The organism is Flavobacterium sp. AC105, assembly GCF_979258495.1.
This window is the reverse complement of sequence record NZ_OZ409860.1, coordinates 5,036,559-5,059,576: the sequence shown is the minus strand read 5'-3', so window position 1 is coordinate 5,059,576 and position 23,018 is coordinate 5,036,559. Positions and strand designations below refer to the sequence as shown.

Below are 23,018 nucleotides of genomic sequence, written 5' to 3'. Positions count from 1 at the left end.
TTATTAATTGTGAATTATAAATTATTAATTAAAAAGTAAAAACAAAAAACATACAGCTTTAAACTTTAGTTCAAAGGGAATCAACCTGAAACCTGAAACTAAAATTTTAAACCTGAAACAAAATATTAGAATGGAAGTTTTAAAAATAGCAACAGCAGGAAGTGTAGATGACGGAAAAAGTACTTTGATTGGAAGATTATTGTATGATACAAAATCGTTGACTACAGACAAAATAGAAGCAATCGAAAAAAGCAGTAAACAAAAAGGATACGATTATCTTGATTTTTCATTAGCAACGGATGGTTTAGTAGCCGAAAGAGAACAAGGAATTACAATTGATGTAGCGCATATTTATTTTTCGACTGCAAAGAAAAGTTACATCATTGCCGATACTCCGGGTCACGTAGAATATACGAGAAACATGGTTACTGGAGCTTCGACTTCTCAGGTTTCAATCATTTTAATTGATGCCAGAAAAGGTGTAATTGAGCAAACATACCGTCACTTTTTTATCAATAATTTATTGAGAGTAAAAGAAGTAATTGTTGCGATTAACAAAATGGATTTAGTTGATTATTCGGAAGAAGTTTACAACAAAATCAAAGCCGATTTCCAAGCTTTAAATGCAAAAAGTACTTTTAAAGAACAAAACGTAAGTTACATTCCGTTAAGTGCAATTAATGGCGGAAATGTTGTTGATCAATCTAAAGATATGCCTTGGTATACAGGACAAACCGTTCTGGAACATTTAGAAGGATTGCATTCTTCGGATGTTTTTGAAACTGGAAAAGCACGCTTCCCGGTTCAGACTGTTATTCGTCCAAAAACAGAGGAATACCACGACTTTAGAGGTTACGCAGGAAAATTATACGGAAATTCAATTAAAGTTGGCGATGCTGTTACGGTTCTTCCTTCGTTAACAGAATCAAAAGTATCAAAAATTCACTTTTTCGATAAAACATATGATGAAGCCGTTGCAGGTTCTTCGATTACAATCGAATTAGAAAATGACATCAATGTGACAAGAGGCGATATGATTGTAAAATCATCGGAACTTCCAAAAATTGAAAAAGAAATCACCACAACAGTTTGCTGGATGGACAGTAAAAAACTGGTCGCGGGTACAAAATATATTGTTCAACACAACACAAACTCGGTTTTAGCAAAAGTAGAAAGTATCAAAAATACAATCTCAACCGATTATTCAGGAACAAAAGAAGCATCACAATTAGCGATCAACGAAATTGGAGAAGTAACTATCAAATTAAGTAAGCCTTTGTATTTTGATGCTTACAACGAAAATAAATCAAACGGAGCATTTATCTTAATTGATACAGCTACGAATACAACAGCAGGAGTAGGATTTATCAGGTAAACCTGCTGTAAGCTTTAAGCTCTAGGCTTTTAGCAAAAAAAACATATTTCAGGTATTTTAGGAAAGCTTAAAGCTTATTGCCTAAAGCCTAAAGCACGAAAGTAAAAAAAGCCTAAAGCATCAAAAAAAATGGAAAGTTTTAGAACAGAAATAGAAAATCCGATAGTTCAGAAAGAGATTATCGATTTAGAAAAAAAGATTCACTTATTCCGTGGAGGAAAAATTGATGATGAGCGTTTTCGTAGTCTTCGTTTAGCACGTGGAATTTACGGACAGCGTCAGGAAGGCGTACAAATGATTCGTATTAAATTGCCTTTTGGTAAAGTTACCAGCGAACAATTGGTGCGTATTACTAAAGTTTCTGATGAATATTCGACAGGACGTTTACATATTACAACGCGTCAGGATATTCAGATTCACTATGTGAGTTTAGACAGAACACCTGAACTTTGGGCAAATTTGGCAAAAGACGATGTTACCTTGCGTGAAGCTTGCGGAAACACCGTTCGTAATATTACAGCAAGCGAATTAGCCGGTGTAGATGTAAACGAACCATTTGATGTTTCGCCTTACGCACACGGTTTATTCCAGTATTTGTTAAGAAATCCTATTTGTCAGGAAATGGGGCGTAAATTCAAAATTTCGTTCTCATCATCTGATGAAGATACGGCTTTGAGTTATTTACACGATTTAGGATTTATTCCAAAAATTGTTGATGGCGTTCGTGGTTTCAAAATCATGTTAGGAGGAGGTTTAGGATCTCAGCCGGCTCATGCTGAATTACTTTCAGAATTCGTTCCGGCAAACCAAATTATTCCAACAGCAGAAGGTGTAATTAGAATTTTTGACAGATACGGAGAACGCGCTAAAAGAATGAAAGCACGTTTGAAATTTTTAATCAAAGAAATAGGGAAAGATACTTTCATGGATTTGGTTGAAAAAGAGAAAAAAGCAATCGCTTTTGAAACTTATGAAATTGATACAACAGCTTTTGAAGCACCAATTCCAGAGACATTATTACCAGTTCCGTCAGTAACTATTGAAGATACTGCAGCTTATGAAGCATGGAAAAAATCAAACGTAATTGCTCAAAAACAAGAAGGTTATTACGCAATTGGAATCAAAGTTTTATTAGGAGATTTTTATACCGATAAAGCAAGATTATTGGCAGATTTAATTAAAAATTACGGAGCAAATGAACTACGTTTTTCATTGCGTCAAAATATTGTAATACGTCATATAAAAGAAGAGAATCTTCCCTTCTTTTATCAGGAATTAGCCAAGTTGGACTTTGTTCATTTAGGATATAATTCTACTGTAGATATTACGGCATGTCCTGGTACTGATACTTGTAATTTGGGGATTGCAAGTAGTACCGGTATTGCAGAAGAATTAGAAAAAGTGATTAGTGCAGAATATCCTCAATATTTAAATAACCGTGAAATCGAAATTAAAATTTCGGGTTGTATGAACGCTTGCGGACAGCATAATATGTCAGCAATTGGATTTCAGGGAATGTCTATCAATTCAGGAAAATTAGTAGCTCCGGCATTGCAGGTTTTATTAGGAGGAGGAAGATTAGGAAACGGAGCAGGACGTTTTGCCGATAAAGTAATCAAAATTCCAAGCCGTAGAGGCCCGGATGCGTTGCGTAGCATTTTAAATGATTTTGATGCGAATGCAAACGGAGAAAAATTCCTAAACTATTACGATCAAAAAGGAGAGAAATATTTTTATGAAATCTTAAAACCTTTCGCAGACGTGACTAATTTAACCGAAGCTGATTTTGTTGATTGGGGTAACGCAGACAATTACGTAAAAGCAGTTGGAGTTGGAGAATGTGCCGGCGTTGTGATCGATTTAGTGGCTACTTTATTATTAGAAGCTAAAGATAAATTGACTTTTGCACAAGAATCTTTCGACGAAGGAAAATGGTCAGATGCTATTTATCATGCATATGCAGGATTTGTAAATGGTGCAAAAGCATTATTACTTTCAGAAAACGAAAAAACAAACAATCACGCAGGAATTGTTGATTTATTTGACAATGTTTTTATTTTAACCGGTAAAATTGAATTGCCAACAACGTTCAAAGAATTAGTATATCAAATCAATCAAACAGAACCTTCAGAAGCGTTTGCAAAACAATACATTCAGGAAGGAATTACATTTTTTGATACCATAGAAAAATATAGAGCTCAAGAATTAGCAAATGCTTAATACAATTAAACCCAAAGTAACTTTAGTTGGTGCAGGTCCCGGAGATCCGGATTTGCTTACGCTGAAAGCCGTAAAAGCTCTTGCTCAGGCGAATGTGGTTTTGTACGATGCATTGGCCAATGAAGAAATATTATTACATGCGCCTAAAAATGCCATCAAAATTTTTGTTGGAAAAAAGATCGGCAATCACGCTTATACTCAGGATCAAATTAATCAATTGATTGTAGATAATGCTTTAACGTACGGAAATGTCGTGCGTTTAAAAGGTGGAGATCCGTTTATTTTCGGACGTGGAAGCGAAGAAATTGAATTTGCAGAAAGTTTCGGAATCGAGACCGTTGTGGTTCCTGGAATATCTTCGGTAGTTGCAGTTCCTGCAAGTCAGGGAATTTCGATTACAAAAAGAGGCGTTTCAGAAAGTTTCTGGGCGATTACAGGAACAACTTCTGATAGAAAATTATCTGATGATGTTGCCTTGGCCGCACAATCATCTGCAACGGTTGTTATTTTGATGGGAATGCATAAATTGCCTCAAATTATCGATTTGTTTCAAAAAGAAGACAAAGGGGATTTGCCCATAGCAATCATCCAAAACGGAACAACCAAAGATGAAAAAGTGGGAGTTGGAACCGTAGATTCGATTTTAGAAGTTGTAAAAGAGAAAAAACTGAGTTCACCAGCGATTATCGTTCTCGGAAATGTTGTTCGCGAAAGCAATAAATTAAAAGGTTTTTACGAAGACTTTTTGTCGAAAGAAATTGTTAGATAAAGTTCCGGAGGAACGATCCATATTGTAGCGCCGGGTTTCAACACGGGGAACGATGGTAATATTGTAGCGCAGGGTTTCAGCCTGAGAAGACAATTTATGAAATAATAGGTTAATGTTGAGATGATTAAAAGTTTTTTATAAATAATTTCTGTCAAAATAAATCGTCAAATAAAATAAATCATCTAATTTTGATTGGATAAAATTAAATGAAATGGAACAAAATGAATTATATCCAATATTCTTAAAACTTCACAATCTCAATGTTTTGATTGTGGGCGGAGGAAATGTTGGATTAGAAAAGCTCTCTTTTTTATTAAAGTCGAGTCCGAATGCAAATGTTGAGGTTGTAGCACCAAATTTTCATTTAGAAATTAAGGTTTTGGCTGACACACATCCTTCGGTTACGTTAACCAAATCGAAGTTTAAAAAGAAAATGCTCAAAAAACGCCACATGGTAATCGCTTGTACTGATGATTTGAAAGTCAACAAAAAGGTATACGATTTGTCCCGAAAGCGTTATTTGATTTGCAATATTGCCGATACGCCGGATTTATGTGATTATTATTTAGGCGGAATTGTAACGAAAGGAAATGTCAAAATAGCCATTTCGACCAACGGAAAATCACCAACAACAGCCAAAAGGCTTCGGGAATTTTTTGAAGAAGTAATTCCGGAAGATATCAACCAAATGGTAGAAAATCTAAACGAATACCGAAAGACACTGAAAGGTAATTTTGAAGACAAGGTTAAAAAGATGAACCAGATTACGGCTTCATTAAAAAATAAAGAATAACAAAAAGTCCCGGAGGGACGATTCATATTGTAGCGTCGGGTTTTAACCCGATGATCCGTAGGAGCGGTTCATATTGTAGCATCGTCCCGAAGCTTCGGGATTAACCCCGATGAAAAATTAGGCAAAGGAATCAATGATAAAATCATTTGACAATAGAATATATTATTCGTTTCTTTGTATTATTAAGAATGATTATAAACAACAACATAATGATTAAAACAGATATACTTATAATTGGAGCAGGACCAACAGGTTTATTTGCCGTTTTTGAGGCAGGATTATTAAAATTAAAATGTCATATTTTAGATGCTTTACCACAAGCAGGAGGACAACTTTCAGAATTGTATCCAAAAAAACCTATATATGATATTCCTGGTTTCCCGGAAGTTTTAGCAGGAGATTTAATTGATAACCTGCAAGAGCAAATTAAGCAGTTCGAGCCAGGTTACACATTAGGAGAACGCGCTGAAACAATCGAAAAACAAGAAGATGGAAGTTTTATCGTAACCTCAAACAAAGGAACTAAATTTCACGCGCCGGTTATTGCCATTGCAGGAGGTTTGGGAAGTTTTGAGCCACGCAAGCCCCTTATAGAAGATATCGAGTTTTATGAAGATAAAGGAGTAAAATACTTCATCAAAAATCCGGAGAAATTCAGAGATAAAAGAGTTGTAATTGCAGGAGGAGGAGATTCAGCATTAGACTGGAGTATTTTCTTGGCAAATGTAGCTTCAGAAGTAACCTTAATTCATAGAAGAAACGAATTTAGAGGTGCTTTAGATTCTGTAGAAAAAGTACAGGAATTAAAAACGTCTGGAAAAATCAAATTAATTACGCCTGCAGAAGTAATCGGAATCAATGGTGCTGAGCATGTTGAGTCTTTAGATATCGAAGAAAACGGGGCACACCGCAAAATCGAAACCGATTTCTTTATTCCACTTTTCGGATTAACACCAAAATTAGGTCCAATCGCAGACTGGGGATTAGATATCGAAAAAAATGCCATTAAAGTAAACAACGCCTTAGATTACCAAACGAATATTCCGGGAATCTTTGCTATTGGAGACGTTAATACATACCCAGGAAAATTAAAGTTGATACTTTGCGGTTTCCACGAAGCGACTTTAATGTGTCAGGCAGCGTACCAAATCATTAATCCTGGTAAAAAATACGTTTTAAAATATACAACAGTTTCAGGAGTAGACGGTTTCGACGGAACTCGTAAAGAAGCGCCGAAAGCAGTTGTTAAGGCGATAGTATAAGTTGCTATCCCGAGGCTTCGGGACTATGGGACTAAGATTCTAAGATTTTATATAGAAGCTCAAACTTTAAAGTTTGGGCTTTTTTTAATCCCGTAGGGATGTAATATTTATAGAATTACTCATATCTATTGGGAAAAGCCCCAGAGGGTCGACATATAATTATTTATAAAGATCATTTCGCTCCGTTGGAGCTTTGCCCAAACGCATAATTGTTTGCTATAAACATTATGCTCCGCTGGAGCTTTATTAAAAAAGGTACTATTAGAATTTAAACAAATGTTTTTAAATAATTTTTATTGTAGATATTTTAAAACATAGCCACTAGTTTCAACCACTGGAGCGCAATGTATATCACAATGCATAATCGCGATCCTTCTCCCACGGTTCAAACCGTGGGCTATATTTGAAAAAACATAAGACAAACCTTAAACTTAGAGCCTTAGCAACTCAGAACCTCAGAAACTTAAAAAAAACACTTGCAAATCGCATGGTGATTTCATACCTTTGCGCTGTTCTTAAAATTATTGAAAGTTATCACGAAAGGCGGAGGGATAGACCCGATGAAACCTTAGCAACCCTTTATCATAAAGAAGGTGCTAAATTCTACTTTATACTAATTCATAGTATTAAAGATAGATAACAAAAATACATTACTCGTATTTCTCAAACTTTTCCTGACAACCTTACAATATTATTTTACTGAATTTAGTATCATGAGCGAATCATTGACGCATTTTTGCTGTCATCGTTCCCGCTGTACACAATATCTTTTATTCTGAACCCCAGAATAAAAGGATATTTGCTTCCATCGGGGCTAATTAGCCGGCAATATTGAATTCTTGGAATCAATGTGAATCAAATACCGCGTTAAACCCGACAGGTTTTCAAAACCTGTCGGGTTTAAATCCGGAAAATATAATTAAAAAACTTAGCATCTTAGTGCCTCAGCGCCTTAGAAACTAAAAGAAAAAGAAATGGCAATAACAATTCAGGAAGCAATTAAAAAAAATATCCTAATCCTTGACGGAGCAATGGGAACAATGTTACAACGCTATAATTTCTCCGAAGAAGATTTTAGAGGAGAGCGTTTCAAAGATTTTCCGCATCCGTTAAAAGGAAACAACGATTTACTATCCATAACACAACCACAAGCGATCCGCAATGTCCACGCTGCCTATTTTGACGCTGGCGCAGACATCGTAGAAACCAATACTTTTTCAGGAACTACGATCGGTATGGCCGACTATTTCCTGGAAGATTTGGTTTACGAATTAAACTACGAATCGGCTAAAATTGCCCGTGCAGTAGCCGATGAATTCACCGCTAAAAACCCAGACAAACCACGTTTCGTAGCCGGTTCAATTGGTCCGACAAACAGAACAGCAAGTATGTCGCCAGACGTAAATGATCCGGGTTACAGAGCTGTAACATTTGACGATCTACGTATCGCTTACAAACAACAAGTAGAAGCCTTAATGGATGGTGGCTGCGATTTACTTTTGGTAGAAACAATCTTCGATACCTTAAATGCCAAAGCAGCACTTTTCGCAATTGAAGAAGTAAAAGACGAACGTAATCTTGATATTCCAATCATGGTTTCAGGAACGATTACAGATGCTTCAGGAAGAACACTTTCGGGGCAAACAGTTGAAGCATTTTTGATTTCAGTATCGCACATTCCATTATTGAGTGTTGGTTTTAATTGCGCTTTAGGGGCCGATTTGTTGAAACCGTATTTAAAAACATTATCGCAACATACACAGTTCAACGTTTCGGCGCACCCAAATGCAGGTTTGCCAAACGCATTCGGACAATATGATGAAACACCGGAACAAACTCAGACCTTCATTAAAGAATATTTAGATGATAATTTAATTAACATCATTGGTGGTTGTTGCGGCACAACTCCGGATCATATTCGATTAATTGCTGATGTTGCGAAGGATTATAAGCCACGTGTGGCGCCGGTTTTGGCTTAAAGTTTGCGTTCCTGCAAGGTTTTTAAAACCTTGTAGGTATGAATTTGTTGATGAATAAAAAAGTAAACCTACAAGGTTTTGAAAACCTTGCAGGTTGAATTGAGAATAAAATTTCAAGAGAAAAGTTTCCGGAGGAACGAAATATTAGGATGAGATTGCTTCGTTCCTCGCAAGGACAAGCAAAAAACTTAGAAAAAGTTCCAGAGGAACGAAACATATTGTAGCGACGGAATTTATTCCGTTGAAAATTAAAAAAAAATGGCAGAAAAAAGAAGAGACCTTGTATTAGCAGGATTAGAACCGTTGATTATTACGCCAACTAGTGTTTTTGTAAACATTGGCGAGCGCACGAATGTAACCGGTTCGCGAAAATTCCTTCGCTTAATCAAGGAAGAGAAATATGACGAGGCGCTTGATATTGCAAGACAACAAGTAGAAGGTGGAGCACAAATCATCGATATTAATATGGATGAAGGAATGCTTGATGGTGTTCAGGCAATGACAAAATTTTTGAATCTAATTGCATCTGAACCGGATATTTCGAGAGTGCCGATTATGATCGACAGCTCGAAATGGGAAATCATCGAAGCGGGTCTTAAAGTAGTACAAGGAAAAAGTGTTGTAAACTCGATTTCTTTGAAAGAAGGAGAAGAAGCTTTTATTCACCACGCCAAATTAATCAAACGATACGGAGCTGCGGCGATTATCATGGCTTTTGACGAAGTAGGTCAGGCGGATAATTTTGAGCGTAGAGTCGAAATTTGTCAGCGTTCGTATGATATTTTGGTTGATAAAGTTGGGTTTCCTCCACAGGATATTATTTTCGATTTGAATATTTTTCCCGTTGCAACCGGAATGGAAGAACATCGCTTAAATGCTTTGGACTTTTTTAGAGGTACAAAATGGGTTAGAGATAACTTGCCACACGCGCATATTAGTGGTGGAGTAAGTAACGTTTCGTTTTCTTTTAGAGGAAATGATCACGTTCGTGAAGCGATGCACTCGGTGTTTTTATACCATGCGATTCAGAATGGAATGACAATGGGAATCGTGAATCCGGAGATGCTTTCGATTTATGATGATATTCCAAAAGATTTATTAGAACATGTTGAAGACGTAATCCTAAACAGGCGTGACGATGCGACTGAACGACTTTTGGATTTTGCAGAGAATGTAAAAGGCGAAGTAAAATCAGATGAAAAAGCGATTCAGGAATGGCGTTTAGGAACGGTTCAGGAACGTATTACACATTCATTGGTAAAAGGAGTTGATGCTTTTATTGAAGAAGATGTTGAAGAAGCGCGTCTTGCTGCAACAAAACCAATTGAAGTTATCGAAATCAATTTGATGACAGGAATGAATGTCGTTGGAGATTTATTTGGAAGCGGAAAAATGTTCCTGCCTCAGGTTGTAAAATCGGCACGTGTAATGAAAAAAGCAGTGGCGTATTTGTTGCCTTATATTGAAGCAAGCAAACAAGCGGGAGATAAACAAGGAAACGGAAAAATATTGATGGCAACCGTAAAAGGTGACGTTCACGATATTGGTAAAAACATAGTTTCGGTGGTTTTGGCTTGTAACAATTACGAGATCGTCGATCTTGGCGTTATGGTGCCTCCGGAAAAAATTATTGCCGCTGCGATTGAGCACAATGTAGACATTATTGGTTTAAGCGGATTGATTACGCCTTCGCTTGACGAAATGGTGTATTTGGCTAAAGAATTAGATAAACAAGGAATTAAAATTCCGATTATGATTGGTGGAGCAACAACTTCGCGTGCGCATACAGCCGTGAAAATCGCTCCGCAATATAGAGAAACTGTAATTCACGTAAACGATGCTTCGCGCGCCGTTACTGTTGCAGGAAATCTTTTAGATCATAACCGTAAAATATATGCAAGCGATATTCGCGCTGATTATGATGCGTTTAGAGAAACGTTTTTGAATCGTTCAAGAGACAAAAACTTCCTGACGATTGAACAGGCACGTAAAAATAAATTACAATTGGATTGGGCTGAATATACACCAACCAAACCAAAAGTAATTGGTAAACAAATTGTCGAAGTAGATCTTGATGTTTTGGTTCCGTATATTGACTGGACGCCGTTTTTTAGAACCTGGGAATTGTTCGGGAAATATCCGGCGATCTTGACGGATGAAGTTGTGGGTGAAGAAGCAACTTCTGTTTTTGCAGATGCTCAGGCAATGTTAAAAGTGATTTTAGAAGAGAAAAAACTGTCTGCAAAAGGAATTTACGGAATTTTTCCAGCGAATCAAATTGATGATGATGATATCGAATTGCGTGATGAAAACGGAAAAGTGTTGGAGAAATTTTTAACACTTCGTCAGCAATCACAAAAAACGAAAGGCGCTCCAAACATCGCTTTGTCTGATTTTATTTTACCAAAAGATTCAGGAATTACAGATTATATTGGAGCTTTTTGTGTAACAACTGGTTTTGGTGTAGACGAATGGGCAGCTGAATTCGAGAAAGATTTGGACGATTATAATTCGATTATGGTAAAAGCATTAGCCGATCGTTTTGCTGAGGCTTTCGCCGAATATCTTCACGAAAAAGTACGTCAGGAATTCTGGGGTTATGATCCCGAAGAATCGCTTTCGACAGAGGATTTAATTGAAGAAAATTATAAAGGAATTCGTCCGGCGCCAGGATATCCCGCTTGTCCGGATCACCTGGAAAAACCAACGATTTGGAAACTCCTAAATGTTGCCGAAGAAATTGGTGTAACGCTTACAGAAAGTATGGCGATGTGGCCGGCTTCGTCTGTTTCAGGATATTATTTCGGAAATCCAAAAAGTAAATATTTCGGACTCGGAAAAATAAAAGAAGATCAGGTTGTAGATTACGCCAAACGACGTAACGTACCAACAGATTACGCAATGAAATGGTTAAACCCTAATATAGCAGACTAAAGAAAAGTTTCATGTTTATTTAGTTTCATGTTTCAAGTTATCCTAAGCAACTTGAAACATCGAACTTGAAACTTGAAACAAAAAAGATATTTGATTACGTTTTTTGATTTCAGATTTTTTACACGAACTAAAGCTCAAAACTCATAAATCATAACTCATAACTTAAAGAATGAAAGTAACACAACATATTGAAAACGCGAAAGGAAATACATTATTCTCATTTGAAATTATTCCGCCTCAAAAGGGGAAGAGCATTCAGGAATTATACGATAATATCGATCCGTTGATGGAGTTTAAACCGCCATTTATTGATGTAACGACTTCTCGCGAAGAGTATATTTATATTGATAAAGGCAACGGACTTTTAGATAAAAAATTGACTCGTATGCGTCCGGGAACACTTGGAATCTGCGCTTCTATAAAACACAAATACAACGTAGATACCGTTCCTCACGTACTTTGCGGAGGATTTACAAAAGAAGAAACTGAATATCTTTTGGTAGATTGTAACTATCTTGGAATCGATAATATTATGGCTTTACGTGGTGACGCCATGAAAGACGAACAATATTTTATTCCGAAAGAAGGAGGAAATAATTATGCGATTGATTTGGTAAATCAAATTAGTTTGCTGAATCAGGGAAAATACCTTCATGAAGTAATGGATATCGATAATAAAGCTGATTTTTGTATCGGTGTGGCAGGTTATCCGGAGAAACATTTAGAATCTCCTTCATTACAATCAGATTTAAAAAGGCTGAAAGAAAAAGTAGATGCAGGAGCTGATTATGTCGTAACACAAATGTTTTTTGACAACTCAAAATATTTCAAATTTGTTGAAAAAGCCAGAGAAATGGGCATTACAATTCCTATTATTCCGGGAATTAAACCAATTGCAGTTCAAAGACATTTGCAGGTTTTGCCACAAATTTTCCGTATCGATTTACCTGAAGATTTGATTCATGCTGTGGATTCATGCAAAAATAATGCAGAAATCAGACAAGTTGGAATCGAATGGGCAATTCAGCAATCTTTAGAATTAAAAGCTGCCGGAGTTCCTGTTTTGCATTATTATTCAATGGGGAAATCTGAGAATATTCGTCAAATCGCGAGCCATGTTTTTTAATGTCATTGCGAGAACGAAGCAATCTCACGCTGTATGTCTTTTGTTAGTGCGGTTGCTTCGTTCCTCGCAATGACTAAGCTTTGAGGATAATTGGAATTTGAATTTTAAATAATTGGAATTTAATTTTACTATTATGAAAAAAGAAGAATTACAAGCAATAGCGGCTCAGTTAAAGCATCCAACAGGGGAAAAAGGAATAGAAATGGCAAATATGATGCATGAAACAAACATCAATATGACGCACCATTCTGTTCAAAATCTGCATATAGAATCAGAAAATACAATTTTAGAATTAGGTCACGGAAACGCAGGACATGTAGAATTTATCTTCGAACAAGCTGAAAATATTAAATATTACGGACTAGAAATGTCTGAGTTAATGTTTCACGAAGCGCGCCAGATCAACAGAAATTATGTTTCTCAAAAACAAGCTTTCTTTTCATTTTATGATGGAAATGTAATTCCCTTTCAAGATGCTGCATTCGATAAAATTTTCACTGTAAATACTATTTATTTTTGGCAGAACCCTGAAAAATTCATTCTTGAAATATATCGGGTTTTAAAAACAAAAGGACTTTTCTGTTTGACATTTGCCGAAGAAAGTTTCATGAAAACGCTTCCTTTTACTAAATACGAATTTGAACTTTATAGTACTGAAAAAGCCGAAACGTTAATTAATAAAACCTCTTTTAAGATCATAAATAAAGAAAGTTTAACGGAAAAGGTAAAAACTAAAACAGGAGAACTCGTCGATAGGGAATTCACTACCTTAGTTTTAGAAAAGTAATTTTAAGCTCTTTTTGAGTCTTTAATTGATTTTTCAAGTTTTATTATTCGAAAATCCTAAATACATTTTTAAATTATGGAGGTTAAAAAAATCAATTTTCTCAAAAGTTACAGCAGCATTCTGTTTCTTCTTGGCGGTATTATAGCCGGAAGTATTCTGGGATTAATTTTTAAAGAAAAAGTTGAGGTTATAAAACCTCTTGGTGATATATTTCTAAATTTACTTTTTACGGCCATTATTCCGCTTATTTTTTTTACAATTGCTTCTTCAATTGCGAGTTTAGAAAGAACAGAAAAATTAGGAAGATTGTTCGTTATTATGGTTGCTGTTTTCTTAAGCACGATCTTACTATCAGCAATTGTAATGATTATAGCGGTATATCTTTTTCCAATTCATCAAAATATAATTATATCTAAAATTCCGCTGGAAAATATTCAATCCGGAAGTATCGGTGATCAAATCGCAAAATTGCTTACGGTAAATGATTTCTTCGAATTATTGTCCCGAAAAAGCATGTTGGCCTTAATTATTTTTTCTTTTTTAATTGGTTTTGCCAGTTTACAATCCGGAGAAAAAGGAAGTGCTTTCAGAAGTTTTTTGGATTCAGGAAACGAAGTCATGAAACAACTTCTAAATTTGATTATGAAATTGGCACCAATTGGTTTAGGTGCTTATTTTGCTTATCAGGTTGGTGTTTTTGGTCCGCAATTATTTGGGGTTTACGCTAAACCATTGGGTGTTTATTATGCTGCGTGTATCTTTTATTTCTTTGTATTTTTTAGTTTATACGCTTTAGCCGCTGGAGGAAAAAGGGCTTTTGTAGTTTTTTGGAGCAATAATATCACTTCGGCTTTAACCGCAGTTGGAACTTGCAGCAGTATTGCAACTATTCCGGCTAATCTTGAAGCGGCTGAAAAAATGAATATTCCAAAACACGTTCGCAATCTGGTAATTCCGCTTGGAGCGCCTTTGCACAAAGACGGTTCGAGTATGTCGTCTATTCTAAAAATTACGGTACTTTTTGCCATGTTTGGAAAAGATTTTACAGAGCCATCAACTATTCTTTTGGCATTAGGAATTACTATTATCGTTTCAATTGTCGAAGGCGGAATTCCGAATGGAGGTTACATTGGAGAAGTTTTAGCTATTACCGTTTACGGATTACCAATGGAACAAGCTTTGCCCGTAGCCATGATTTTAGGAACTTTAGTCGACCCAATTGCTACTTTATTAAATGTAAACGGTGATTTAATATGCGCTATTATGATTTCGCGATTCTCCGAAAAGACGAAGTGGTAACTAAGAAATTATCCTCAATAATAAATAAAAAAATCAGTGTCAATCCGCTTAATCTGTAAAATCAGTCGGATATTTTTTTACAGATAAGTAAATAATTTATTTAAATGAACAGAATACTTCAACACGATCTAAATGATCTCGAAAACATATTGAATCAAACCAAACAACAAGGAATTGATTTCCTGAATAAACTCGAAAACATTCCAACATCAAATAAGGAAAGCATTGATCCAACTCGGGAATTAAACGAATTAGGTTTGGGATCTTTGGCTGCCTTAAAAGAATTTAACGACCGATTAGCGCCATTAATGGTTGCTTCGCCTGGTCCCAGATATTTGGGCTTTGTAACCGGAGGTTCAACACCAGCTTCTATAGTTGGCGATTGGCTTGCAACAGTTTACGATCAAAATACGCAAGCTATCAAAGCACAAGGCGGAACTTCGGCTTTAATAGAATTTGAAACAATCAACATGCTTTTGCAATTATTAAACTTGCCAAAATCATTTTTAGGAGGTTTTGTAACCGGTGCAACAATGTCAAATTTTACTTGTTTGGGAGTTGCAAGACAATGGTTTGGGAATCAATTTGGAAAAGATTTTGCGAAAAACGGAATTTCAGAAACTATAAATATTTTAACTGCAACACCGCATTCATCATCTATAAAAACATTCTCGATGTTGGGAATTGGAAGTAATAATTACACCACAATTAAAACCATAGAAGGCAATCGTGAAGCAATTGATTTAACCGATTTAGAGAAAAATATTCAAAATTTAAACGGAAAACCTTTCATTTTAATTTCAAGTGCAGGAACGGTGAATACAGCAGATTTTGATGATTTTGCAGCTATTTCTGAATTAAGAAAAAAACACAAATTCTGGTGGCATATTGATGCTGCTTTTGGAGGATTTGCTGCAGTTTCGGATAAATTCAAGCATCTTGTCGAAGGTTGGGGAGATGCTGACAGCATTACAATTGATTGTCATAAATGGTTAAATGTTCCGTATGAAAGCGCTTTTTATTTGGTTAAAAAAGAACATGCAAATTTACAAGTAGAAACTTTCCAGAATTCGAATGCGCCTTATTTAGGAAATCCGTTAGAAAACTTTAATTACTTAAATGTTCTTCCGGAAAATTCCCGTCGTTTAAGGGCTTTACCGGTTTGGTTTTCTTTATTGGCATACGGAAAAGAAGGTTTTCAGGATATTGTAGAAAATAGCACGGCATTAGCATTGCATTTTGGAAATGCACTTATCGAAGATGGTAATTTTGAACTTCTGGCTCCAATTCGTCTGAATAACGTTTGTTTTACTTTAAAAGGAGATCACAATCAGGACAAAGTAAGTCAGTTTTTGACCATTTTAAATGATAGGGGAAAAGTATTTATGACGCCAACGGTTTATCAGAACCGTAAAGGAATCAGGGCTTCGTTTGTAAATTGGCGTACAACTGAAAATGATGTCAAAATTATTATTGAAGAAATGAAAGAGACCATTTTGGATTTAGAAATTTAATTGAAAATAAAAAAAGCTTGCTAAAAGCCAACTCTTTCTACAATAGAAAAAGTTGGCTTTTTATCTTTAAACTGAGATTTAAATCGAAAATTTACTTTGTAATTTCTCTAAAAACAGCTTCGAGGTTTTTATTTTTCTGATTCAATTGCAGGGTTTTTAATCCATTTTCATTGGCGAAATCAAAAATCGCCGGGCGCATATCTTTTTCGGCAACAAACGTTAATTCCCAAGTCATATCATGGATATTTTTATATGAAATAATATTTTCAAGTTTTGCTAAAAGCTGTTCCTGAATCTGATAATCAAATTCTACTTCGATAACTTGTTCTTTATTTTCAGAAACTAAGTGATCTAATTTTTTATCCGCAACAATTTCTCCTTTATCAATAATAATGACACGATCGCAAATTGCTTCGACTTCCTGCATAATATGTGTCGAAAGAAAAACTGTTTTATCTTTCCCAACATTCTTGATTACATTTCGAATTTCCATTAACTGATTCGGATCCAATCCGGTAGTTGGTTCATCCAGGATTAAAACATCGGGATTGTGCAATAAAGCATTCGCAAGTCCCACGCGCTGGCGATATCCTTTAGACAATTGTCCTATTTTTTTATGACTTTCTGATGACAGACCTGTCAGTTGAATTACCTCTTCAATTCTTGATTTGGCAACCTTATAAACATCGGCATTAAAAGCCAAATACTCACGGACATACAAATCCAAATACAACGGATTATGCTCCGGTAAATACCCAATAGAACGTTGAACAGCTTTTGCATCAGTCATGACATCGTGACTGTTTACAAGGGCTGAGCCATCATCTGCAAGTAAATAAGTAGTCAAAATTTTCATTAAAGTAGATTTCCCTGCTCCGTTTGGACCAAGAAATCCAACAATTTCTCCTTTTTGAATAGAGAATGAAATTCCGTTCAGCGCTTTTTGAGTTCCGTAACTTTTTGATATGTTGTTTACTTCTATCGACATGACTTTTTATTTGCTACAAAAGTAAACAGAAATAGTTTTGATTGCTAAATTTTGTCTTTTAAAGAATTGAATTTAAAAATGAATTAGTCATTAATTGTGGCATCTTTATTGTTAAAGCATTATTAAAATTTTTAAATATCACACATGAAAAAAATTCTAGTTATTCTTGCACTAGCTATGTTTAGCTTTGCAAATGCTCAAAAAGGGTCAATTTTAGTTATGGGAAGTATTAATTACCAATCTCAAAACACTTCAAATTCTGGTTCAGAAAACAAACAGAATTATTTTGGTTTTTCTCCAAAAGTAGGATATCAGTTTCACCAAAACTGGACAGCTGGTATCGAAGCAGGAGTTGGAACTCAAAAACAAGAATCAGGTAATAACGAGTACAAAACAAATAATTTCTCTTTAGGAGGTTTTTTACGTTACTCTAAACCATTAAATCAAACTTTTTCTGCTTACGCTGATTTAGGAGTTGGATACCAAAACAGAAAAGAAACAAATTCTGTTGGACCAATTTCTGCAACTAATGAAGGAGATGGTTTTTATATTGGAGTTACTCCGGCAATTTTTATCAATGTTAATAAAGGATTTGGTTTGAACTTCAACATTGGAGGTTTAGGATACAATACTTTAAACTATGATGGAAATAATGGAAACGGAGATAACGTTAAAACCTTCAATTTCTCTTTTGGACAAGCATTTTCTGTAGGGATTTCAAAGAATTTCTAATCTAAGAATTATATTTCAATTTGAAAAAGCATTCGCCGCGGCGGATGCTTTTTTTTTATTTTAAATTCTATAAAAAGGTTAATCCAACCCTTTTGTTCAATCCTATTTCAAAAATCCTAATTAATGTTGAAAGCTGGATATTGCCTTTTCCATTTTCAAGTTTTGAAATATAACTTTTTTTTGTCCCTGTTCTATCGGCTAGTTGCTCTTGTGTTAAATTAGCTTCTTTACGAGCTTCTTTTAGCATTTCGCTGATAATAAACATCTGAGATTTTTCCTCGTATTGATTTCTGCTTTCTGTACCTGGTTTTCCATGTTCAACTTCAATAAGTTCATCAAAAGATTGTATGTTTTTATATTTTTTCATAGTGGTATTATTTATTTTTAAAATACTCAGTCATTAATTTTAATGCTTTTTCTAATGCTGCTTTTGGCGTTTTTTGTGATTTCTTTTGAAAACCATTAAATAAAATGACCAATTTTCCTTCATCAAAACAACAGAATATCCTGTAGATATTAGATTTTACTTCAACTCTTATTTCATATAATCCTTCTGTTCCTGATAAATGTTTTAAAAATTTCTCAGGAACTCTATCAACTTGTCTAATCAATTCTAGAACGTATTGTATTTTTAGTTTAACCTTTTCATCTTGATCTTGATAAAACTCCACAAAATGAGTTTCATAAAATATAATCTTCCTTATCATAGACACAAAGTTATCTTAAAAGTTAACATTATCCAAATTTATTCTATTTTTGTATTTTTGAAAAAACTATTCATCTCAAAAATTAAATAAATCATGCCTGAAAAACTAAATATTCATTGTTTACAACACGTTGCTTTTGAAGGTTTAGGCTGTATGGAAGAATGGATTTCAAGAAACAATCATAATCTTACTTACACGCATTTATACAATGATGAAATACTTCCTGATGTAGATAAAATTGATGTTTTGATTGTAATGGGCGGAGAAATGAGTATTCACGATGAAGCTGATTTTCCTTGGCTTAAAGCCGAAAAAAGATTCATAAAACAAGCTATTGATGTAAATAAAAAAATAATAGGGATTTGTTTGGGAGCACAATTAATTTCAAATGTTTTGGGCGGAACAGTTTCTATTAATAAAGACAAAGAAATAGGATGGTTTCCCGTTGAAGTTGTCGCGGCTGAATTGCCTATTTTAAAGTATGTTCCAAAGGTTTTGAATGTTTTTCACTGGCATGGAGAAACTTTCTCAATTCCTGAAAATGCAATAAGATTATTTCAGTCAGAAGGTTGTTTCAATCAGGGCTTTTTGTACAAAGATCATGTCTTGGGACTTCAGTTTCATTTTGAAGTTACAAACGAAACAATGAGCGAAATGGCCATTGCAGGGCAAGACGAGTTAATTGAAGATAAATACGTTCAATCTCTGGAAACCATTTTGCAAACGACTCAGTTTGTAGAAGAAAACAATAAAATAATGTTTGGATTTTTGGATTTTCTGCTAAAAGAACAAAATAAATAATGCCAACTTTAGTGAAGTCGAAACTAAATCCTAACTACAAGAATTTCGACTCCACCAGTTGACGAATAAAAAACAAAAATTATCTAAATAAAAAAAATATTAATTTACCGGGTTTTCAACAGCTGCTCTCATTTCCTGCGCAGCGGCAACCATTTCGATTAAAGCCTTTTTTGTTTCATCCCAATGACGTGTTTTTAAACCACAATCCGGATTTACCCATAATTGATCTACCGGAATTACAGCCGAAGCTTTTTCTAGCAAACGCACCATTTCGGCACTCGAAGGTACACGTGGGGAGTGAATATCATAAACTCCGGGTCCAATTTCGTTTGGATATTTAAAGTTCGCAAAAGCATCTAAAAGCTCCATTTGCGAACGTGAACATTCAATAGTGATAACGTCAGCATCCATATCAGCAATATTTTGGATAATATCATTGAATTCGCTGTAACACATATGCGTATGAATTTGTGTATCGTCGTTAACACCACTTGCAGAAATTCGGAACGCTTTTACAGCCCAATCCAGATAGTTTGCCCATTCTTCTTTTCTCAAAGGCAATCCTTCGCGAATCGCTGGTTCATCAATTTGAATGATTTTGATTCCCGCTTTTTCTAAATCTACCACTTCATCACGAATCGCTAAAGCAATTTGCGTACAAGTTTCAGAACGAGGCTGATCGTTACGAACAAACGACCATTGCAAAATAGTTACAGGACCTGTAAGCATTCCCTTTACCCATTTTGACGTCAGAGATTGTGCATATTTCGACCATTTTACCGTCATTGGGTTTGGTCTTGAAACATCACCATAAATAACCGGAGGTTTCACGCAGCGGCTTCCGTAACTCTGAACCCATCCGTTTTTGGTAAAAGTAAAACCTGCCAATTGTTCTCCAAAATATTCCACCATATCGTTGCGTTCAAATTCTCCGTGAACCAAAACATCAATTCCGGTTTCTTCCTGAAAACGAATCGTAGCTTCAGTTTCTTTTTCGATTAAGTCGTTGTATTGTTCCGTAGTTAATTCTCCTTTTTTAAATTTAGCTCTCCAGCTTCTCACTTCAGCTGTTTGAGGAAAAGATCCAATTGTAGTCGTTGGAAATAAAGGAAGGTTTAAAGCTTCAATCTGACTTTTTCTTCTAATGGCAAAAGTACTTTTACGTTTATCGTCAGATGAAGTAATTCCTGCAACACGTGCTTTTACTTCATTATTGTGAATCAATTTTGAAGTTTTACGATTGTCATTTGCAATTGTATTTCTTTCAAAATCAACCGAATTATTAACGTCAATTTCGTTCGAAGCTAATTTTTTTAGTATTACAACTTCATTGATTTTTTGTTTTGCAAAAGCAAGCCATTGTTTGATTTCCGGAGTTAAAGTGGCGTCGTTTGTTTCTAAATCTAAATCACAAGGACTGTGAATTAAAGAACAAGAAGGCGCAACCAAAATTCTGTTTTCTCCCAAAACATCAGTTGCTTTTTTGATCAAAGCCAAAGAATTTTTGAAATCATTTTTCCAGATATTTCTTCCATCCACAACTCCCAAAGAAAGATTTACGGTTGCATTTAATTTTCCTGATTCTAAAATATCATCTAATTGTAATGGACAACGCACTAAATCTAAGTGAAAAGTATCAACTGGCAAAGCCAATGCAGTTTCTAAATTTTCTCCAAAACAATCAAAATAATTAGCCAGAATGATTTTAATTTTTGGGAAACGAATGTTGATTTCATTATAAACTTCAGTAAAAGTATTTCTTTCTTTGTCTGTTAAATTTAAAGCCAAGAAAGGTTCGTCTAACTGAATATATTCAACATTTTCGGCTTGTAATTTTTCGAAAATTTCAAAGTAAACCGGAAGTAATTTATCGATAAGATCAATTCGGTGAAAACCTTCTTCTTTTTCTTTTCCCAAAAGCAAATACGAAATTGGTCCAATTAAAACTGGTTTTGTAGCGATGTTTAAAGCATTTGCTTCTTTAAATTCATTGATTATTTTTTCAGAAAACAATTCAAATTTTTGATTCTTCGTAAATTCAGGGACAATATAATGGTAGTTGGTATCAAACCATTTTGTCATTTCCATAGCTACAACATCCTGACCGTTTTTTTGCGCGCCTCTCGCCATTGCAAAATACAAATCGATAGCCGAGTTTGTTCTTGCCAATTCATGATAACGTTCCGGAATTGCACCAACAGTCAAAGTCAAATCAAGAACCTGATCATAAAAAGAAAAATCATTAGAAGGAATCAAATCTACTCCGGCTTCTGATTGTAAATGCCAGTTTCTACGACGGATATCTTTTCCGGTTTCGATAAGTTCATCAACCGAAATTTTTCCTGCCCAATATAATTCTGAGGCTTTTTTTAATTCTCTGTTGCTGCCAATTCTTGGGTAACCTAAATTATTTGTTTTCATTTTTGATTCAGTATTTTTTACTGAACAAATTTATTGTATTAGTTATTAATACTTATATTTGGTTGTTATTTAAATAAAATGTCTTTAAAGTGTCTTTTTTTGAAGATTATATTACTGATAAAAACTCTTAAATGAAACTTTAGCCGTAAAAAATACTATGGAAAACCTCGATAAAACCGATTTGCAGATCCTGAAACACCTTCAGGAAAACTCAAATATTAATACAAAAGACCTCGCAAGCAAATTATTTCTTACAGTTACGCCCGTTTATGAGCGTATAAAGCGATTGGAACGTGACGGGTATATTACTAAATATGTTGCCTTATTAGACCGGAAAAAAATGAATCGCGGCATGACGGTTTTTTGTAATGTGAGATTAAAAGAACACGCCAAAAATGTGGGAAGCAATTTTGTAAAAGATATTGTAGCACTTCCTGAAATTATAGAATGTTATAATATTGCGGGCGATTATGATTTCATGCTCAAAATTCTGGTTCAGGATATGACTAGTTATCAGGATTTTGTAATGAATAAATTATCGACGATTGAAAACATCGGGAATACGAACAGTATTTTTGTAATGGGAGAGATTAAACACAGTACGGCATTAGAGTTTTAATAATAGTAAAATAATATTTTGCACAGATTAGATTTTTGCCACGAATTTCACTAATTAACACGAATCATTGTGCTTAAATTAATTCGTGAAATTTGTGGTGAATAAAACGTTTAATCTTTTAAATCAAATTAATCTATAGCATATTTTTTATCCTAAAATAAAATGTATTTTTGATTCTAAATATGAAATAAAAATGCCCAAAGAAGATTTTATAATCTCAAATTATTTATTAGCATCAAAACAAAAACGATTTTTAAATTTTATCATTGATGCAGTAATAATGATAATTATTGTTAGATCGACGATAAGTCTTCTTAATCTTTCCGAAATTTCAAAAAAGATAAATTCGTTAGATCGAATCGAACGCTATTTGTTCTGGAGTGCTATTAGTTTTGTTTATTATGGAATGACAGAAATATTTCTTTCACGATCTCTTGCTAAATATTTCACTAAAACGATCGTTGTAATGAGTGATGGTTCTAAGCCCACCATAATGACTATCTTGACCCGTACGACATTACGTATTTTACCTTTGGAGCCATTTAGTTTTTTAAGAGGCCGTGCTTTGGGTTTACATGATGAAAATTCTGGAACTTTTGTTGTTATGAAATCCAAACTCGAAAAGGAAATGAAAGAACATCTGGAACTAATATCTTTAGAAAAGTCCTAAAATAAAATGTATTTTTGGGCTT

19 protein-coding genes and 1 riboswitch are annotated in these 23,018 nt (G+C 34.7%); of the genes, 15 read left to right on the top strand and 4 right to left on the bottom strand.

Annotated features, from left to right (window positions below):
- Positions 1-130: 130 nt before the first annotated feature.
- From ACZ0AH_RS20850 to ACZ0AH_RS20800, 11 genes are all read left to right on the top strand, one after another.
- On the top strand, positions 131-1,375 hold the full coding sequence (locus ACZ0AH_RS20850; RefSeq protein ID WP_463477674.1) for a sulfate adenylyltransferase subunit 1: 1,245 nt from the start codon (positions 131-133) through the stop codon (positions 1,373-1,375).
- 129 nt (positions 1,376-1,504) lie between these two features.
- A complete protein-coding gene (locus ACZ0AH_RS20845; RefSeq protein WP_463477673.1) occupies positions 1,505-3,595 on the top strand; it encodes a HEPN domain-containing protein in 2,091 nt (696 codons plus the stop codon).
- Complete coding sequence (gene cobA / locus ACZ0AH_RS20840; protein ID WP_463477672.1) at positions 3,588-4,364, top strand: uroporphyrinogen-III C-methyltransferase; 777 nt, start codon at positions 3,588-3,590, stop codon at positions 4,362-4,364. The genes ACZ0AH_RS20845 and cobA overlap by 8 nt, the downstream gene beginning before the upstream one ends.
- 211 nt (positions 4,365-4,575) lie before the next feature.
- Complete coding sequence (locus ACZ0AH_RS20835; protein WP_463477671.1) at positions 4,576-5,157, top strand: precorrin-2 dehydrogenase/sirohydrochlorin ferrochelatase family protein; 582 nt, start codon at positions 4,576-4,578, stop codon at positions 5,155-5,157.
- A gap of 209 nt (positions 5,158-5,366) precedes the next feature.
- On the top strand, positions 5,367-6,419 hold the full coding sequence (locus ACZ0AH_RS20830) for an NAD(P)/FAD-dependent oxidoreductase (RefSeq protein ID WP_110837642.1): 1,053 nt from the start codon (positions 5,367-5,369) through the stop codon (positions 6,417-6,419).
- Between the two features lie 528 nt (positions 6,420-6,947).
- Positions 6,948-7,062, top strand: a riboswitch (SAM riboswitch).
- 331 nt (positions 7,063-7,393) lie between these two features.
- Positions 7,394-8,398 (top strand): homocysteine S-methyltransferase family protein, encoded by a 1,005-nt coding sequence (locus ACZ0AH_RS20825; protein ID WP_463477670.1) that lies wholly within the window; start codon positions 7,394-7,396, stop codon positions 8,396-8,398.
- Positions 8,399-8,656: 258 nt separating this feature from the next.
- Positions 8,657-11,332 (top strand): methionine synthase, encoded by a 2,676-nt coding sequence (gene metH, locus ACZ0AH_RS20820; protein WP_463477669.1) that lies wholly within the window; start codon positions 8,657-8,659, stop codon positions 11,330-11,332.
- Positions 11,333-11,501: 169 nt separating this feature from the next.
- Positions 11,502-12,458, top strand: coding sequence for a methylenetetrahydrofolate reductase [NAD(P)H] (gene metF / locus ACZ0AH_RS20815; protein WP_463477668.1), 957 nt, complete (start codon positions 11,502-11,504; stop codon positions 12,456-12,458).
- A gap of 133 nt (positions 12,459-12,591) precedes the next feature.
- Entirely contained in the window at positions 12,592-13,245 is a 654-nt protein-coding gene (locus ACZ0AH_RS20810; protein WP_463477667.1) for a class I SAM-dependent methyltransferase, read from the top strand.
- Positions 13,246-13,320: 75 nt separating this feature from the next.
- Positions 13,321-14,544 (top strand): dicarboxylate/amino acid:cation symporter, encoded by a 1,224-nt coding sequence (locus ACZ0AH_RS20805; protein WP_463477666.1) that lies wholly within the window; start codon positions 13,321-13,323, stop codon positions 14,542-14,544.
- Positions 14,545-14,648: 104 nt separating this feature from the next.
- Positions 14,649-16,058, top strand: coding sequence for a pyridoxal phosphate-dependent decarboxylase family protein (locus ACZ0AH_RS20800; protein ID WP_463477665.1), 1,410 nt, complete (start codon positions 14,649-14,651; stop codon positions 16,056-16,058).
- A 91-nt stretch (positions 16,059-16,149) separates the two neighbouring features.
- On the opposite strand, the gene gldA is transcribed toward ACZ0AH_RS20800, so the two are convergent.
- Positions 16,150-17,046, bottom strand: coding sequence for a gliding motility-associated ABC transporter ATP-binding subunit GldA (gene gldA, locus ACZ0AH_RS20795; RefSeq protein WP_463477664.1), 897 nt, complete (start codon positions 17,044-17,046; stop codon positions 16,150-16,152).
- A gap of 144 nt (positions 17,047-17,190) precedes the next feature.
- Here gldA and ACZ0AH_RS20790 point away from each other — a divergent pair, with 144 nt between their 5' ends.
- Complete coding sequence (locus tag ACZ0AH_RS20790) at positions 17,191-17,778, top strand: outer membrane beta-barrel protein (RefSeq protein ID WP_463477663.1); 588 nt, start codon at positions 17,191-17,193, stop codon at positions 17,776-17,778.
- 67 nt (positions 17,779-17,845) lie between these two features.
- Here ACZ0AH_RS20790 and ACZ0AH_RS20785 read toward each other — a convergent pair whose 3' ends face one another.
- A complete protein-coding gene (locus ACZ0AH_RS20785; protein WP_463477662.1) occupies positions 17,846-18,145 on the bottom strand; it encodes a helix-turn-helix domain-containing protein in 300 nt (99 codons plus the stop codon).
- Between the two features lie 7 nt (positions 18,146-18,152).
- Positions 18,153-18,485, bottom strand: coding sequence for a type II toxin-antitoxin system RelE/ParE family toxin (locus ACZ0AH_RS20780; RefSeq protein ID WP_463477661.1), 333 nt, complete (start codon positions 18,483-18,485; stop codon positions 18,153-18,155).
- A gap of 93 nt (positions 18,486-18,578) precedes the next feature.
- Between ACZ0AH_RS20780 and ACZ0AH_RS20775 the strand changes: the two genes are divergently transcribed.
- Positions 18,579-19,286, top strand: coding sequence for a type 1 glutamine amidotransferase (locus tag ACZ0AH_RS20775; RefSeq protein WP_463477660.1), 708 nt, complete (start codon positions 18,579-18,581; stop codon positions 19,284-19,286).
- Positions 19,287-19,385: 99 nt separating this feature from the next.
- Here the strand turns inward: ACZ0AH_RS20775 and metE are convergent, their stop codons facing one another.
- Positions 19,386-21,707: a 5-methyltetrahydropteroyltriglutamate--homocysteine S-methyltransferase gene (metE, locus tag ACZ0AH_RS20770; protein ID WP_463477659.1), complete on the bottom strand. Its 2,322-nt coding sequence runs from the start codon at positions 21,705-21,707 to the stop codon at positions 19,386-19,388.
- Between the two features lie 157 nt (positions 21,708-21,864).
- On the opposite strand from metE, the gene ACZ0AH_RS20765 reads away from it, so the two are divergent.
- Both ACZ0AH_RS20765 and ACZ0AH_RS20760 read left to right on the top strand, forming a co-directional pair.
- Positions 21,865-22,326 carry an Lrp/AsnC family transcriptional regulator gene (locus ACZ0AH_RS20765; RefSeq protein WP_463477658.1) on the top strand — a complete coding sequence of 154 codons (462 nt, stop codon included), beginning with the start codon at positions 21,865-21,867 and terminating at the stop codon, positions 22,324-22,326.
- A 193-nt stretch (positions 22,327-22,519) separates the two neighbouring features.
- A complete protein-coding gene (locus ACZ0AH_RS20760; RefSeq protein WP_463477657.1) occupies positions 22,520-22,996 on the top strand; it encodes an RDD family protein in 477 nt (158 codons plus the stop codon).
- Positions 22,997-23,018 lie beyond the last annotated feature (22 nt).

Excerpts from the sequence above, each read along its gene's own strand:
- ACZ0AH_RS20850 (WP_463477674.1), top strand. The coding sequence starts at position 131 with ATGGAAGTTTTAAAAATAGCAACAGCAGGAAGTGTAGATGACGGAAAA.
- ACZ0AH_RS20845 (WP_463477673.1), top strand. The coding sequence starts at position 1,505 with ATGGAAAGTTTTAGAACAGAAATAGAAAATCCGATAGTTCAGAAAGAG.
- cobA (WP_463477672.1), top strand. The coding sequence starts at position 3,588 with ATGCTTAATACAATTAAACCCAAAGTAACTTTAGTTGGTGCAGGTCCC.
- ACZ0AH_RS20835 (WP_463477671.1), top strand. The coding sequence starts at position 4,576 with ATGGAACAAAATGAATTATATCCAATATTCTTAAAACTTCACAATCTC.
- ACZ0AH_RS20830 (WP_110837642.1), top strand. The coding sequence starts at position 5,367 with ATGATTAAAACAGATATACTTATAATTGGAGCAGGACCAACAGGTTTA.
- ACZ0AH_RS20825 (WP_463477670.1), top strand. The coding sequence starts at position 7,394 with ATGGCAATAACAATTCAGGAAGCAATTAAAAAAAATATCCTAATCCTT.
- metH (WP_463477669.1), top strand. The coding sequence starts at position 8,657 with ATGGCAGAAAAAAGAAGAGACCTTGTATTAGCAGGATTAGAACCGTTG.
- metF (WP_463477668.1), top strand. The coding sequence starts at position 11,502 with ATGAAAGTAACACAACATATTGAAAACGCGAAAGGAAATACATTATTC.
- ACZ0AH_RS20810 (WP_463477667.1), top strand. The coding sequence starts at position 12,592 with ATGAAAAAAGAAGAATTACAAGCAATAGCGGCTCAGTTAAAGCATCCA.
- ACZ0AH_RS20805 (WP_463477666.1), top strand. The coding sequence starts at position 13,321 with ATGGAGGTTAAAAAAATCAATTTTCTCAAAAGTTACAGCAGCATTCTG.
- ACZ0AH_RS20800 (WP_463477665.1), top strand. The coding sequence starts at position 14,649 with ATGAACAGAATACTTCAACACGATCTAAATGATCTCGAAAACATATTG.
- gldA (WP_463477664.1), bottom strand. The coding sequence starts at position 17,046 with ATGTCGATAGAAGTAAACAACATATCAAAAAGTTACGGAACTCAAAAA.
- ACZ0AH_RS20790 (WP_463477663.1), top strand. The coding sequence starts at position 17,191 with ATGAAAAAAATTCTAGTTATTCTTGCACTAGCTATGTTTAGCTTTGCA.
- ACZ0AH_RS20785 (WP_463477662.1), bottom strand. The coding sequence starts at position 18,145 with ATGAAAAAATATAAAAACATACAATCTTTTGATGAACTTATTGAAGTT.
- ACZ0AH_RS20780 (WP_463477661.1), bottom strand. The coding sequence starts at position 18,485 with ATGATAAGGAAGATTATATTTTATGAAACTCATTTTGTGGAGTTTTAT.
- ACZ0AH_RS20775 (WP_463477660.1), top strand. The coding sequence starts at position 18,579 with ATGCCTGAAAAACTAAATATTCATTGTTTACAACACGTTGCTTTTGAA.
- metE (WP_463477659.1), bottom strand. The coding sequence starts at position 21,707 with ATGAAAACAAATAATTTAGGTTACCCAAGAATTGGCAGCAACAGAGAA.
- ACZ0AH_RS20765 (WP_463477658.1), top strand. The coding sequence starts at position 21,865 with ATGGAAAACCTCGATAAAACCGATTTGCAGATCCTGAAACACCTTCAG.
- ACZ0AH_RS20760 (WP_463477657.1), top strand. The coding sequence starts at position 22,520 with ATGCCCAAAGAAGATTTTATAATCTCAAATTATTTATTAGCATCAAAA.